The sequence below is a fragment of the Streptomyces sp. NPDC127108 genome (assembly GCF_042677545.1).
Lineage (GTDB): Bacteria > Actinomycetota > Actinomycetes > Streptomycetales > Streptomycetaceae > Streptomyces.
In genome coordinates, this window is sequence record NZ_JBHXTE010000005.1 from 196,321 (window position 1) to 212,484 (window position 16,164).

At 73.7% G+C, this 16,164-nt stretch carries 2 protein-coding genes (1 of these 2 only partly in view); both read right to left on the reverse strand.

Annotation, left to right across the window (positions count from 1 at the left end):
• Positions 1-1,557 carry the start of a type I polyketide synthase gene (locus tag ACFVHO_RS06400; protein WP_385710861.1) on the reverse strand. The gene continues 18,078 nt to the left of window position 1, outside the view, so 1,557 of the gene's 19,635 nt are visible here — the first part of the coding sequence; it begins with the start codon at positions 1,555-1,557; its stop codon lies beyond the left edge, outside the window.
• The gene (locus ACFVHO_RS06405) at positions 1,554-16,121 is read right to left on the reverse strand and encodes a type I polyketide synthase (RefSeq protein ID WP_385710823.1); all 14,568 of its coding nucleotides are present in this window, start codon (positions 16,119-16,121) and stop codon (positions 1,554-1,556) included. The genes ACFVHO_RS06400 and ACFVHO_RS06405 overlap by 4 nt, the downstream gene beginning before the upstream one ends.
• Between the last annotated feature and the right edge of the window lie 43 nt (positions 16,122-16,164).

A 16,164-nucleotide genomic window follows, 5' to 3' on the forward strand; every position in this document is an offset into this window, starting at 1 on the left:
GGGATTGAGGTCGGCGACGTGGGAGCGGAGCCGCTCGGCCTGGACGCGCAGCGCCTCGGGGCTCCGGGCCGAGAGGACCCAGGGCACCAGGCCGTCGCCTACCGGCTCCGGGGCCTCCTCCTGCTCGACGGCGGGGGCCTGCTCGATGATGGCGTGCGCGTTCGTGCCGCTCACGCCGAAGGACGACACACCGGCGCGGCGCAGGTGGCCGGTCTCCGGCCACGGCCGTGCCTCCGTGAGGAGTTCGACGGCGCCCGCCGACCAGTCGACGTGCGTCGAGGGCTGGTCCACGTGCAGCGTCCGCGGCAGTACGCCGTGGCGCATCGCCATGACCATCTTGATCACGCCCGCGACACCCGCGGCGGCCTGGGTGTGGCCGACGTTGGACTTCACGGAGCCGAGCCACAGGGGCTCGCCGCTGCGGCCCTGCCCGTAGGTCGCGAGGAGGGCCTGGGCCTCGATCGGGTCGCCCAGGGTGGTGCCGGTGCCGTGCGCCTCGATGGCGTCGACGTCCGTCGGGGCGAGGCCCGCGCTCTCCAGGGCCTGGCGGATGACGCGCTGCTGGGAGGGGCCGTTGGGGGCGGTGAGGCCGTTGGACGCGCCGTCCTGGTTGACCGCCGAACCGCGTACGACCGCGAGGATCCGGTGGCCATTGCGCTGGGCGTCGGACAGGCGCTCCACGAGCAGCATGCCCGCGCCCTCGCCCCAGCCCGTGCCGTCGGCGGCCTCGGCGAACGCCTTGCACCGGCCGTCCACGGAGAGCCCGCGCTGGCGGCTGAACTCCACGAAGGAGCCGGGTGTCGACATCACCGTCACGCCACCGACGAGGGCCATGTCGCACTCGCCCTTGTGCAGGGCCTGCGCCGCGAGGTGCAGGGCGACGAGCGAGGACGAGCACGCCGTGTCCACCGTCACCGCGGGGCCTTCGAGGCCGAACGTGTACGAGAGGCGGCCGGAGATGACGCTCGCCGAGATGCCGGTGCCCGCGTAGCCCTCGACGGTCTCCATCGCGGCCATCAACAGGGCGGCGTAGTCCTGGCCGTTGGTGCCGACGAACACGCCCGACCGGCTGCCGCGCAGGGTGTGCGGGTCGATGCCCGCCCGCTCGAACGCCTCCCACGACGTCTCCAGGAGCAGCCGCTGCTGCGGGTCCATCGCTAAGGCCTCGCGCGGCGAGATCCCGAAGAAGCCGGAGTCGAACTCCGCGGCGCGGTCCAGGAAGGCGCCCTTGCGGCTGTAGGTGGTGCCGGAGCGGTCGGGGTCCGGGTCGTAGAGGGACTCGACGTCCCAGCCACGGTCGGTCGGGAAGTCCGACACCGCGTCCGTGCCGGACTCGACCAGACGCCACAGGTCCTCGGGCGACTCGACGCCGCCGGGGAACCGGCAGCTCATGCCGACGATCGCGATCGGCTCGGCGGCCTTCTCCTCGACCTCGCGCAGCCGTTGCTTGGTCTGCCGCAGATCCGTGGTGACGCGCTTCAGGTAGTCGAGGACCTTGTCGTCGTTCGACATGTGCTTTGTTACCCCTTTAGGTGAGAGTCCGGACCTGCGGTTCAGGACTCAAGTTCCTCGTCGATGATGTTGAACACGTCGTCGAGCGTTGCCGAGTCGAGGTCGCCCGCCGCGCTCTCCGGCTCCTTGTCGTCCCAGGTGGACAGGAGCGACCGGAGCCGCAGCCGGATGTCTCCGACCAGCGCGTCGTTCGGGTCGAGCTTGGAGATGGTGACCGTCAGCTTGTTGAGTTCACCGAGCACCTCGGCGGCGGGCGTGCGGTCGTCGGCGAGCACCGTCGTCCGCAGGTGGGCCGCGAGTGCCGCCGGCGTCGGGTGGTCGAAGACCAGGGTCGCGGGCAGTCGCGTGCCGACCTCGGCGTCGAGCCTGTTGCGCAGCTCCACACCGGTCAGCGAGTCGAACCCGAGCTCCTTGAAGGCCCGTTCCGCCTCGACAGCCTCCGGACCCGTGAAGCCGAGCACGGCCGCCGTGTGGGTGCGGACGAGGTGGACGAGGGTACGGTCCCGCTCCGCCTCGGTGAGGCCCGCGAGCCGCTGGGCGAGCGAGACCGTGCCGGGACCGTCGCCGGACCGCGCGGCCCTGCGGGCGGGCGTGGGCACCAGGCCGCGCAGCAGCGGCCGTACCTGCTCCGGGTGGGCCCGCAGCGCGGCCAGGTCGATCGCGGCGGGCACCGCCGTCGCGGCGCCGGTCGCACGCGCCGCGTCGAAGAGCGCCATCCCGTCGGCGGAGGACAGCGGGGCCATGCCGCCGCGCGCCATCCGCTGTACGTCGGCGTCGTCGAGGTGCCCGGTGATGCCGCTGGCCTCGGCCCACAGGCCCCAGGCGAGCGACGTCGCGGGCAGTCCGGCGGCCCGACGGTGCTGGGCGAGCGCGTCCAGGAAGCTGTTCGCCGCCGCGTAGTTGCCCTGGCCCGGGCTGCCGAACACACCGGCGACGGCGGAGAACAGGACGAACGCCGACAGGTCCGCTTCGCGGGTCAGCTCGTGCAGATGCAGCGCGGCGTCGCCCTTGGGGCCGAACACCGCGTCGACGTGCTCCGGGGTCAGGGACTCGATCACGCTGTCGTCCAGGACACCGGCGGTGTGCACGACGGAGGTCACGGGGTGCTCGGCCAGGAGCGCCGCCACGGCGTCGCGGTCGCTCACGTCGCACGCGGCGATCGTGACCCGCGCGCCCGACTCCTCCAGTTCCCGGCGCAGTTCCTCCGCGCCCGGCGTGGCCGCGCCGCGGCGGCCGGTGAGGACCAGAGCGCCGACGCCGTGGCGGGTGACGAGGTGGCGTGCGGTGAGGCCGCCGAGCACACCGAGACCGCCGGTGATCAGGACCGTGCTGTCGGCGGTGAACGCGCCGGGCTCCGGTGCGTGGTCGGTCTCCGCCCCGTCGGCCGGAGTTGCGAGCCGTGCCAGCCTGGCCACCGAGGCGGCGCCGTTCCTGATCGCGAGCTGCGGCTCCCCGGCGGCCACCGCGGCGGGCAGCCCGCGCAGCGACTTCTCGTGCTCGTCGACGTCGACGAGCACGAACCGCTCCGGGTGTTCCGACTGTGCCGACCGCACCAGGCCCCACGCGGGAGCGCGGACCAAGTCCGGGACGTCCTCGTCGGGCCCCGCCGCCACCGCGCCGCTCGTGAGGAGCACGAGTCGCGCGTCGGCGAACCTGTCGTCGGCGAGCCACTTCTGGAGCAGGTCGAGGGTGTCGCGCGTCGCCGCCCGCGGGGTCGTCGCGCCCTCGCCGGGCGTCACGGCCACCCACCGGGGCGCGGGCGCGCCCGCGTCGACGGCGGCCACGAGCGCGGCCAGGTCGTCGTGCGCGTCGACCGGCTCGCCCGCCGCGGTGAGGGCCTGGGCGAGGCGGGCGGTGTCGCCGCCGAGCACCGCCCAGGTGCCGGTGTCGGGAGCGGCGTCCCGTACGGGGACCCATTTCACCTCGAACAGCGAGTCGCGGTGGGCGGACCGGGCGAGGTTCAGCTGGTCGGCCGAGAGGGGCCGCAGGCTCAACTGGTCGACGGCGGCGACCGGTTCACCGGAGCCGTCGGCGACGAGCACCGCCACGGCGTCCACGCCGACGGGCGTCAGCCGGACCCGCAGCACCGTCGCGCCGGTCGCGAGCAGCCGCACCCCGGCCCACGAGAACGGGAGCCCGTCCGAGCTCACCCCGAGCCCGGCCGTGTGCAGCGCGGCGTCCAGGAGGGCCGGGTGCAGGCCGAAGCCCTCGTCCGTGAGGCCGTCCGGAAGGACCACTTCGGCGAACACCTCGTCACCCTTGCGCCAGGCGGCGCGCAGGCCCTGGAAGGCGGGGCCGTGGTCGAGGCCCGAGGCGGCGACGGTGGCGTAGTGGTCGTCGACCTCGACCGGTTCGGCCTCGGTCGGCGGCCAGGCGACCAGGTCGTCGGTGACGGGTTCGGCCTCGGCCGCCAGGGTGCCGGTGGCGTGGCGGGTCCAGGCGCCGCCCGCGTCCCCTCGGGAGTCCACGGTGAAGGCCCGCCGGCCCGCCGCGTCCGGCCCGTCGACGCTGAGCCGCACCTGGACGCCGTCCCGCTCGGGCACCACCAGGGGCGCCTCCAGGACGAGGTCGTCCAGGGCCGCGCAGCCGACGTGGTCACCGGCGCGCAGCGCGAGGTCCACGTAGGCCGCGCCGGGGAGCACGGCTGTGCCGAGCACGCGGTAGTCGGTGAGCCACGGGTGGGTGCGCAGGGACAGCCGGCCGCTGAACACGAGCCCTTCGGAGTCGGCGAGTTCGGTGACGGCGACGAGCACGGCGTGGTCCACCCGGCCAAGTCCGGCCGAGGTCACGTCGCCAGACGCGGTGTGTGCCGCCGTGGGCCAGAAGCGCTCGTGCTGGAACGGGTACGTCGGCAGGTCGACGCGCTGTGCCGCGGGGAGCGGCCACTCCACCCGGCCGCCGCGCGTGAACAGCGTGGCCGCCGAGGTCATGAGCCGGGCCGGGCTTCCGTCCCCGCGCCGCAGCGAGCCGACTACCACGCCGTCGGCGCCTGCCAGTTCGCCCAGCCCGGCCACGAGGACCGGGTGCGGGCTGACCTCGACGAAGGTGCTGAAGCCCGCTGCCACCAGTGCGGAGACGGAGTCGGCGAACTGCACGGTCCGGCGCAGGCTGCGGTACCAGTACGCGGCGTCCAGCTCGCGGGTGTCCAGCCAGCCGCCGGTCAGCGGCGAGAAGTACGGCACGTCTCCGGAGCGCGGCGTCACATCCGCGATGCCCGCCAGGAGTTCCGCCTCGATCCGCTCGACGTGGTGGGAGTGCGGGGCGTAGTCCGCCTGGACCCGCCGCGCCCACACGCCCTTCTCGGCGCAGAGGTCCACCAGTTCGTCGAGGGCGGCGGCGTCGCCGGACACGACGACGGAGGCGGGGCCGTTCACCACGCCGATGTCGAGCTGTCCGTCCCAGGGCGCGATGAGGTCCCGTACGGCGTCGACGTCGAGCGCGACGGACACCATGCCGCCCTGTCCGGCGAGCGCGGTCAGCGCCTTGCTGCGCAGGACGACGAGGCGCGCCGCGTCCTCCAGGGGCAGGGCGCCCGCGACGCAGGCCGCCGCGATCTCGCCCTGCGAGTGTCCGAGGACGGCGCTCGGCTCGACGCCCCACGACCGCCAGGTGGCGGCCAGCGACACCATCACGGCGAAGAGGGCGGGTTGGACGACGTCCAGGCGCTCCATCAGGGCGGGGTCCTGGATGGCGTCGAGGAGCGACCAGTCGACGTGCTCGCCGAGCGCCTCCGCGCACTCCCGCATCCGCGCGCGGAACACCGGCGAGGACTCCAGGAGTTCGAGGGCCATGCCGACCCACTGCGTGCCGTGGCCGGGGAACACGAACACCGTGCCGGTGCCGGTGTTGTCGGCCGCGCCGGTGACGACGTTCGGGGCCTCGCGGCCGTCGGCCAGGGCGGTGAGGCCGCTGAGGAAGTCCTCGCGGTCGAGGCCCATCAGGACGGCGCGGTGGTCGAAGGCCGGCCGGGACCGCAGTGTGTGGGCGACGTCGGCGACCCGCACGTCCGCCTTGTGGTCGAGCTCGTCCCGGAGCCGGGCGGCCTGCTGCCGCAGCGCCTCGCCGGACCGGGCCGAGAGGACCCACGGCAGGACGCCGGGCTCCGTCGGCGCCGTCGCCTCGGCGGGCGTCGCCGCGGGGGCCTGCTCGATGATGGCGTGCGCGTTGGTGCCGCTGAACCCGAACGACGACACACCGGCACGCCACGGCCGGTCGACGGCGGGCCACGCGCGCTCGTCGGTGAGGAGTTCCACCGCGCCCGCCGACCAGTCGACGTGCGGTGACGGCTCGTCCACGTGCAGGGTGCGCGGCAGGACGCCGTGGCGCATCGCCATGACCATCTTGATCACGCCCGCCACACCGGCGGCTGCCTGGGTGTGCCCGATGTTGGACTTCACCGACCCGAGCCACAGGGGCCGCTCGGCGGGGCGGTCCTGCCCGTAGGTGGCGAGGAGCGCCTGGGCCTCGATCGGGTCGCCGAGCTTCGTACCCGTGCCGTGGGCCTCGACCGCGTCGACGTCGGCCGTGGTCAGGCCCGCGCTGGCCAGGGCCTGGCGGATGACGCGCTGCTGCGAGGGGCCGTTGGGAGCGGTGAGGCCGTTGGACGCGCCGTCCTGGTTGACCGCCGAGCCGCGGATCACCGCGAGGACGGGGTGCCCGTTGCGCTGAGCGTCCGAGAGGCGCTCGACGAAGAGCATGCCGACGCCCTCGCCCCAGCTGGTGCCGTCGGCGGCGGCGGCGAAGGCCTTGCAGCGGCCGTCGAGGGAAAGGCCGCGCTGGCGGCTGAACTCGATGAACGCACCGGGCGTGGACATCACGGTCACGCCGCCCGCGAGCGCCAGTTCGCACTCGCCCGACCGCAGCGCCTGCACCGCCAGGTGCAGGGCGACCAGCGACGAGGAGCACGCCGTGTCAACGGTGACGGCCGGGCCCTCGAAGCCGAACGTGTACGACAGGCGGCCGGACGAGACGCTGGCCGCGTTGCCGGTCGCCATGTATCCGCCGGTGTCCTCGGCGGCCTCGCCGAGCACGAGCCCGTAGTCCTGCGCGTTCGAGCCCACGAACACGCCGACGCTCTCCCCGCGCAGCGACGCCGGGTCGACCCCGGCCTGCTCGAGGAGTTCCCAGGAGGTCTCCAGGAGGAGGCGCTGCTGCGGGTCCATGGCGAGGGCCTCGCGCGGCGAGATCCCGAAGAAGCCCGCGTCGAAGCCGCTCACGTCGGACAGGAACGCACCCGACTTGAGATAGGTGGTGCCGACCGCGTCCGGGTCGGGGTTGTACAGCGCCTCGACGTCCCAGCCGCGATCGGCCGGGAACTCCGTCACGGCGTCGCCGCCGGACAGGAGGACGTTCCACAGGTCCTCCGGGCTGGACACGCCTCCGGGGTAGCGGCACGACATCGACACGATCGCGATCGGCTCGTCACTCACACCGGAGACGGCGACCGGAGCCGAGGCCGTGGGTGCCCCACTGGCGCCGCACAGTTCGGTACGCAGGTACGCGGCCAGGACGGCGGCCGTCGGGTAGTCGAAGACCAGCGTCGCGGGCAGGGCGAGACCAGTGGCGTCGCTGAGGCGGGCGCGCAGTTCGACGGCCGTCAGGGAGTCGAAGCCCAGGTCCCGGAAGGCGCGGGTGGCCGAGAACGCATCCCCGGACACATGGCCCAGGACAGCGGCCGCCTCGTACCGGACCAGCTCGGTGAGCTGCCCCTCCTGCTCGGCCTCGTCCAGACCGGCCAGGCGCTGGGCGAGCGCCGACGTGCCCTGCTCCGCCGAGGTCCCGAACGCGGCCTGAACCTCGGGCAGTTCGCTGAGCAGCGAGCTGGGGCGCTGCGCCATGAAGGTGCCCGCGAACCGGGACCAGTCGACGTCGGCGACGACGACGTTCCCGTCACCGCGCTCCAAGGCCGTGGCCAGACCGGCGATCGCCACGGCCGGAACCAGCGTCGACAGGCCCCAGCGCTGCAACAGCGCGGTCTGCTCGGCGGTGGCGACCATGCCGCCGCCGCCCCACGGCCCCCAGGCGACCGCCGTGGCGGGCAGGCCCGCGGCCCTGCGGTGCTCGGCCAGGGAATCCAGGTAGGCGTTGGCAGCCGCGTACGCGCCCTGCCCGCTGCTGCCCCAGACTCCGGCGATGGACGAGAACAGCACGAACGCGTCCAGCGGCGTGTCGCCGAGGAGTTCGTGCAGGTTCCGCGCGCCGTCGACCTTCGCCGCGAGCACACCGGCCAGGTCGTCCCGGTCCAGCTCGGCGAGGGTGGCCGAGCGCTCGATGCCCGCCGTGTGCACGACGGCGGTGAGCGACGGGACGATCTCCAGGAGCGCCCGGAGCGATTCCTTGTCCGTCACGTCGCAGGCGGCGACGGTGACGCGCGCGCCCAACTCGACGAGCTCCGCCTCCAGTTCCCCGGCGCCCTCGGCGTCCGGGCCGCGACGCCCCGCCAGGACGACGTGCTCGGCGCCGCTCGCCGCCAGCCAGCGCGCCACATGGCCGCCCAGGGCACCGGTGCCGCCGGTCACCAGGACGGTGCCGCGCGGCGTCCAGCCCTCGGTCGCGGCAGCGCCCAGCGGTGCGGGCGCCAGCCTGCGGCCGAGGATCCCGTCGCCCCGCAGCGCGACCTGGTCCTCGCCACTCGTCCCGGCGAGGACGGAGGCCAGCAGGTCACCGGCCGCCTCATCCGGTGCCTCGGGTACGTCGACCAGTCCGCCCCAACGACCGGCCTGCTCCAGGGCTGCCACCCGGCCAAGACCCCACAGCATCGACTGTTCGAATCCGGCGACGACGTCGTCCTCGGCCGCCGCCACCGCACCGGACGTCAGGCACCACAACGGCGCCTCCACACCCGAGTCACCGAGCGCCCGCAGCAGGTCGACCGTGCCCGCGACACCCGTCGGCACCGCCGAATCGCCCCTGTCGACAAGCCCCAGCAGCGAGACGACCCCGTCGAGCGCGGGCAACTCACCCAACTGAGCCGCCCAGTCAACCGCCTCCGGGTCCACATCCAGGACGCGGACGTCGGCACCGTTGCGGGCCAGCGCCGCACGCACCCACTCGACGCGGTCCTCACCCGACGGCGCCACGACCAGCCAGACACCGTCCAACTGCCGCGCCCCGGCGGACACCGGCCGCCACTCGACCCCGTACCGCCACCCGTCGGCGACAGACCGGTCCCGCTGCTTCCTGCGCCACGCGGACAGCCGAGGCAGCACCGCACTCAACGAATCGTCCGACGACACACCCAGCGTGCGCGCGAGATCAGCGATGTCGCCTTCCTCGACGACCTCCCAGAATCGGGCCTCGACCGGCGACATCCGATCGGCGCCGTCACCGACGGACGCGGCGTCCAGCCAGTAGCGCTCGCGCTGGAAGGCATAGGTGGGCAGGTCGACCCGGCGGGCGCCGCCGACCTCGAAGTACGCGGCCCAGTCGACCGGCACGCCCTGCGTGTGCAGCGCGGCGACCGTGCCGAGGAGCGCGTTCTCCTCGGGCCTGTCCGCGCGCAGCGCGGGCAGGAACGCCGCGTCGGGCGCGCTGCCCAGGCCGAGAGCGGACAGCGTTCCGCCGGGGCCGACCTCGACGAACACGTCGGTGTCCTGCTCGCGCAGCGTCACGACGGCGTCGTGGAAGCGCACGGACTCGCGGACGTGCCGCACCCAGTAGTCCGAGGAGGCCAGCTCCTCGGCCGTGGCGAGCTGTCCGGTCAGCGTCGACACGATCGGGATCTCGGGTTCGCCGCACTCGATTCCCTCGACCACCGCACGGAACTCGTCGAGCATCGGGTCCATGAGCGGGGAGTGGAACGCGTGGCTGACCTTGAGACGGGAGATCTTCCGGCCCGCCTCACGCCACCGCTCCGCAACAGCCTCCACATCGGCGGCAACACCGGAGACGACCACCGAGTTAGGACCATTAACCGCCGCGATACCCACCGACTCCGGCAAGCCCTCAGAAGTGACCTCTACCTCGGACGCCTGAATCGCGATCATCGCGCCACCGGTCGGCAGCGCCTGCATGAGCGCACCACGCGCGGCCACCACCTTGGCGGCGTCCGCCAGCGACCACACACCCGCCACATGCGCGGCAGCTAGCTCACCGATCGAATGACCGGCCAGCACATCCGCCCGCACACCCAAGGACTCAAGGAGGCGGAACAGCGCCACCTCGACCGCGAACAGCGCGGGCTGAGTCACCCCCGTCTCGTTCAGCGCATCAGCGTCCGCACCGAACAGCACCTCACGCACCGACGGGTCGAACTCCGCGAGCACCTCGTGCAGTGCCTCGGCGAACGCCGGGAAACGAGCCTCCAGTTCACGGCCCATCCCCAGGCGCTGCGAGCCCTGGCCCGAGAACAGGAAGCCCAGCCGGTGCACTGCCGCCTCACCCACCGCGACACCCGGACCGCCACGCCCCTCGGCGAGCGCGGCCAGGCCCGACTGGAAGTCGGCGGTGTCAGCGGCGACGACCACGGCTCGGTGCTCGAGCACCGCCCGCGAGAACACCAGCGCGCGGCCCACGTCCGGCACGGACAGCTCAGGGGCCGCGTCCACAAAGGACTTGAGCCGCCCGGCCTGCTCCCGCAGCGCCTCGGGGGTCTTGGCCGAGAGGAGCCACGGGACGACCGCGCCGACCGGCAGCGGCTCCGGGACGTCCTCCCGCACGACTGCGGGGGCCTGCTCGATGATGGCGTGCGCGTTGGTCCCGCTGAACCCGAACGACGACACACCGGCACGCCACGGCCGATCCGCGGCAGGCCACGGCCGGGCCTCCGACAGCACCTCGACCGCACCGGCGGACCAGTCCACGTGCGGCGACGGCTCGTCCGCGTGCAGGGTCCGGGGCAGCACACCGTGCCGCATCGCAAGGACCATCTTGATCACACCGGCGACACCGGCGGCGGCCTGGGTGTGACCGATGTTCGACTTGATCGAGCCGAGCCACAGCGGCTCACCGGCACGGTCCTGGCCGTAGGCGGCGAGGAGCGCCTGCGCCTCGATCGGGTCACCCAGCTTCGTACCCGTGCCGTGTGCCTCGACCGCGTCCACATCGGACGGCTCCAGGCCGGCGGCCGCCAGCGCGGCGCGGATGACCCGCTGCTGCGAGGGGCCGTTGGGCGCGGTGAGACCGTTGGACGCGCCGTCCTGGTTGATCGCGGATCCGCGTACGACGGCGAGCACCTGGTGGCCGTTGCGCTGCGCGTCGGACAGGCGCTCGACGAGCAGCATGCCGACGCCCTCGCCCCAGCCGGTGCCGTCGGCGTCCGCACCGAACGCCTTGCACCGGCCGTCCACGGAGAGCCCGCGCTGGCGGCTGAACTCCACGAACGCGGCTGGCGTCGACATCACCGTCACACCGCCCGCGAGCGCCAGCTCGCACTCGCCCTTCTGGAGGGCCTGCACGGCCAGGTGCAGGGCGACGAGCGACGACGAGCACGCCGTGTCCACCGTCACCGCGGGGCCTTCGAGGCCGAACGTGTACGAGAGGCGGCCGGAGATGACGCTCGCCGCGCTGCCGGTGCCGAAGTACCCGTCGACGGTGTCCTCGGCGGCCATCATCAGCCGTGCGTAGTCCTGGCCGTTGGTGCCGACGAACACGCCCGACCGGCTGCCGCGCAGCGACTGCGGGTCGATGCCCGCCCGCTCGAACGCCTCCCACGACGTCTCCAGGAGCAGCCGCTGCTGCGGGTCCATGGCGAGCGCCTCGCGCGGCGATATCCCGAAGGGCGCGGGGTCGAAGTCCGCCACGTGATCGAGGAAGGCACCCATGCGGGAGTACGACGTGCCGACGCCCGTGCCCTCCGGGTCGTACAGCGCCTCGACGTCCCAGCCGCGGTCGGTCGGGAAGTCGGTCACCGCGTCCACGCCGGACCGCAGCACCTGCCAGAGGTCCTCCGGGCTGGACACGCCGCCGGGGAAGCGGCACGACATCGCCACGATCGCGATCGGCTCGTCCGTCACACCCGCCGCGGCCGCCGCGGCAGTGGGGGTGGCGGCGGCCGCGCCGGACAGTTCGGTACGCAGATAGGTGGCCAGCGCGGCGGCCGTCGGGTAGTCGAAGACCACGGCGGCGGGCAGGGCCACGCCGGTTGCCTCGCTGAGGCGGGCGCGCAGCTCGACGGCCGTCAGGGAGTCGAAGCCGAGGTCGCGGAAGGCGCGGGTGGCCGAGAAGGCGTCGCCGGACGCGTGGCCGAGCACGGCGGCCGCCTCGTACCGGACCAGCTCGGTGAGCTGACGCTCCTGCTCGGCCTCGTCCAGACCGGCCAGACGCTGGGCGAGCGCCGACGTGCCCTGCTCGGCCGGAGCGGTGTCGAACGCGGCCTGCACCTCGGGGAGTTCACCGAGGAGCGGGCTGGGGCGCTGCGCCATGAAGGTGCCCGCGAACCGGGACCAGTCGACGTCCGCGACGGTGATCTGTCCGTCGCCGTGGCCGATGGCCGCGGCGAGACCGGCGAGCGCCGCGTCGGGGGCCATCGTCGTCAGGCCCCTGCGGTGCAGTTGCGCGGCCACGTCCGCACCGGCGTCCTCGACCATGCCGCCGTCGGCCCACGGGCCCCAGGCGACGGCGGTGGCGGGCAGGCCCGCGGCCCCGCGGTGGTCGGCGAGGGCGTCGAGGTAGGCGTTTGCCGCGCCGTAGGCGGCCTGGCCGCCGCTGCCCCAGACTCCGGCGATGGACGAGAACAACACGAACGCGTCCAGCGGCGTGTCGCCCAGGAGCTCGTGCAGATTCCGCGCGCCGTCGACCTTCGCCGCAAGCACGTCGCCGAATTCGGTGAGGTCGCCCGGGTCGAGGTCGGCGAGGGCGGCGGAGCGCTCGATGCCCGCCGTGTGCACGACGGCGGTGAGCGAGGGGACGCTCTCCAGGAGCGCCGCGACGGCGTCCCGGTCCGCCATGTCACAGGCGGCGAACGTGGCCCGCGCGCCGAGCTCGACGAGCTCGGCCTCCAGGGCGACGGCGCCTTCGGCCGCTGCACCGCGACGGCTCACCAGTACGACGTGCTCGGCGCCGTGTGCCGCGACCCAGCGCGCCACATGGCCGCCCAGGGCGCCGGTGCCACCGGTCACCAGGACCGTGCCGCGCGGCGACCAGCCCTCTCCGGCGGCAGCGCCGAGCGGCGCGGGCGCCAGCCTGCGCCCGAGGACCCCGTCGCCCCGCAGGGCGAGTTGGTCCTCGCCGCCCGTACCGGCGAGCACCGTGGCCAGCAGGTCACCGGTCGTCTCGTCCGGCGCCTCGAGTACGTCGACCAGACCGCCCCAGCGGTCAGGGTGCTCCAGGGCTGCCACCCGGCCGAGGCCCCACAGCATCGACTGCTCGATCCCGGGGACCGCATCGCCCTCGGCCGCCGCCACCGCGCCCGACGTGAGGCACCACAACGGCGCGGACACGTTCGCGTCGCCCAGGGCGCGTAACAGACCGATCGTGGCCGCCACACCCGCGGGCACGGCCGACTCGCCACTGTCCGCGAGCCCCAGCAGCGAGACGACCCCGTCGAGCGCGGGCAGTTCGCTCAACTGCGCCGCCCAGTCAACCGCCTCCGGGTCCACATCCAGGACGCGGACGTCGGCGCCGTTGCGGGCCAGCGCCGCACGCACCCACTCGGCGCGCTCCTCACCCGTCGGCGCCACGACCAGCCAGACACCGTCCAGTTGACGGCTCGCAGCGGACACCGGCCGCCACTCGACCCCATACCGCCACCCGTCGGCGACAGACCGATCCCGCTGCTTCCTGCGCCACGCGGACAGCCGAGGCAGCACCGCGCTCAGCGGGTCGTCCGACGACACACCCAGCGTGCGGGCGAGATCAGCGGGATCGCCTTCCTCCACTGCCTCCCAGAATCGGGCCTCGACCGGCGACATGCGCTCGACGCCCGTCTCGACGGGGTCGGCGTCCAGCCAGTAGCGCTCGCGCTGGAAGGCGTACGTCGGCAGATCCACGCGCTGAGCGCCGCTGCCGTCGAAGCATGCGGCCAGGTTCACCGCGACACCGCGCACGTGCAGGTGGCCGACGGCCGTGGTCAGCGCGACGAGCTCGGGGCGATCGCCGCGCAGGGCGGGCACGAAGGCGGCCTCCGGCGCCGTGAGCTGCCCGAGACCGGACAGCGTTCCGCCGGGGCCGATCTCCACGAACACGTCGGCGCCCTGCTCGCGCAGCGCCACGACGGCGTCGGCGAAGCGCACGGACTCGCGCACGTGCCGCACCCAGTAGTCCGGGGAGGCCAACTCCTCGGCGGTCGCCTTCGTACCGGTCAGCGTCGACACGATGGGGATCTGGGGCGTCTCGTACGACACGCCCTCCAGGACCCGGCGGAAGTCGTCGAGCATCGGGTCCATCAGGGGCGAGTGGAACGCGTGGCTGACCTTCAGCCGGGAGATCTTCCGGCCCGCCTCACGCCACCGCTCCGCGACCGCCTCGACGTCAGCGGCCACACCGGAAATCACTACGGAGTTAGGACCGTTAACCGCCGCGATACCCACCGACTCCGGCAAGCCCTCAGCCGTCACCTCAGCCTCAGACGCCTGGACGGCGACCATCGCACCACCGGACGGCAGCGCCTGCATCAACGCACCACGCGCGGCCACCACCTTCACCGCGTCCGACAGCGACCAAACACCCGACACATGCGCGGCAGCCAACTCACCGATCGAATGGCCCGCCAGCAGGTCGGGGCGCACACCCCACGACTCAAGAAGCCTAAACAGCGCGACCTCGACGGCGAACAGCGCGGGCTGCGTCACCCCCGTCTCGTTCAGGGCGTCGGCGTCCTCGCCGAACAGAACGCCGCGTACCGACGGCTCGAACTCCGCAAGCACGGCCTCCAGCGCATCCGCGAACACCGGGAAACGAGCGGCAAGTTCACGCCCCATCCCCAGACGCTGCGAACCCTGGCCCGAGAACAGGAAGCCCAGCCGGTGCGATGCGGCTTCGCCCACGACGACACCCGGACCGCCACGCCCCTCGGCGAGCGCGGTGAGCCTGTCGAGGGTGGTGGCGCGATCCTCCGCCACAAGGACGGCGCGGTGCTCGAACAGGGAGCGGGTCGTGGCCAGGGAGAAGCCGGTGCCCGCCGGGTCGAAGTCGGTGGCGGCCGCCACGGCGGACCGGAGTCGGTCGGCCTGTGCGCGCAGCGCGTCGGGAGTGCGGGCGGACAGCGTCCAGGGCGTGACGGCGACGGCCGACGCGTCGGCGTCCGTCGTGGGCCGCGGGTCCGCGGCGGGCGTCTCCTCCGGGGAGGCGGGTGCCTGCTCCAGGATGACGTGGGTGTTCGTGCCGCTGACGCCGAACGAGGACACACCGGCGCGGCGGGGCTCGCCGGTCTCCGGCCACGGCTGTGCCTCGGTGAGCAGGGCCACGGTGCCGGCCGACCAGTCGACGTGGCTGCTCGGCTCGTCGACGTGCAGGGTCTTGGGCAGCGTGCCGTGCCGCATCGCCATGACCATCTTGATGATGCCGCCGACCCCGGCCGCCGCCTGGGCGTGGCCGATGTTCGACTTCAGCGAACCCAGCCACAGCGGGCGCTCCGCGGTGCGCTCGGCGCCGTAGGTCGCGATGAGGGCGTGCGCCTCGATGGGGTCGCCGAGGGTGGTGCCGGTGCCGTGCGCCTCGACGGCGTCGACCTGGGCCGGGGTGAGTCGCGCGCTCGCCAGGGCCTGGTTGATGACGGTCTGCTGGGAGGGGCCGTTGGGCGCGGTCAGGCCGTGGGACGCACCGTCCTGGTTGACCGCGGAGCCGCGGACCACCGCGAGGATCGGGTGGCCGTTGCGGCGGGCGTCGGACAGGCGCTCCACGAGGAGCATGCCGACGCCCTCGCCCCAGCCGGTGCCGTCGGCGCTGTCGGAGAACGCCTTGCAGCGGCCGTCCACGGACAGGGCGCGCTGCCTGCTGTACTCGACGAACGTGCGCGGCGTGGCCATGAACGTGGCGCCGCCCGCCAGTGCGAGGGAGCACTCCTCACGGCGCAGTGCCACCATCGCGAGGTGCAGGGCGACCAGCGACGAGGAGCACGCCGTGTCCACCGTCACCGCGGGCCCGACGAGGCCGAGGGTGTAGGCGATGCGGCCGGACGCGATGCTGCCCGCGCTGCCGTTGGCGAGGAAGCCCTCGAACCCTTCGGGCGCCTGCGGCAGCCGCGTCGCGTAGTCGTTGTACATGATGCCCGCGAAGACACCGGTCCTGGTGTCCTTGGCCTGTACGGGGTCGATGCCCGCGCGCTCGAACGCCTCCCACGACGTCTCAAGGAGCAGTCGCTGCTGGGGGTCCATCGCCGCGGCCTCGCGGGGGCTGACCCCGAAGAACGCCGGGTCGAAGCCCGCCGCGTCCTGCAGGAAACCGCCGTGCCGGGTGATGGACGTGCCCGCGTGGTCCGGGTCGGGGTCGTAGAGCGTGTCGGCGTCCCAGCCGCGGTCGGCCGGGAACTCCACCACGGCGTCCCCGCCGTCGGCGACGAGCTGCCACAGGTCCTCGGGCGAGGCCACGCCGCCGGGATAGCGGCAGCTCATCCCGATGATCGCGATGGGCTCGTGCTCCCGGTCCTCGACCTCGCGCAGCCGTCGGCGCGTGTTGCGCAGATCGGTGGTGGCCCGCTTGAGGTAATCGCGGAGCTTGTCCTCGTTCTCCATCTGGCGTGTACTCCTTACGGCGGCGCGGACGTGTTCGGTGGGG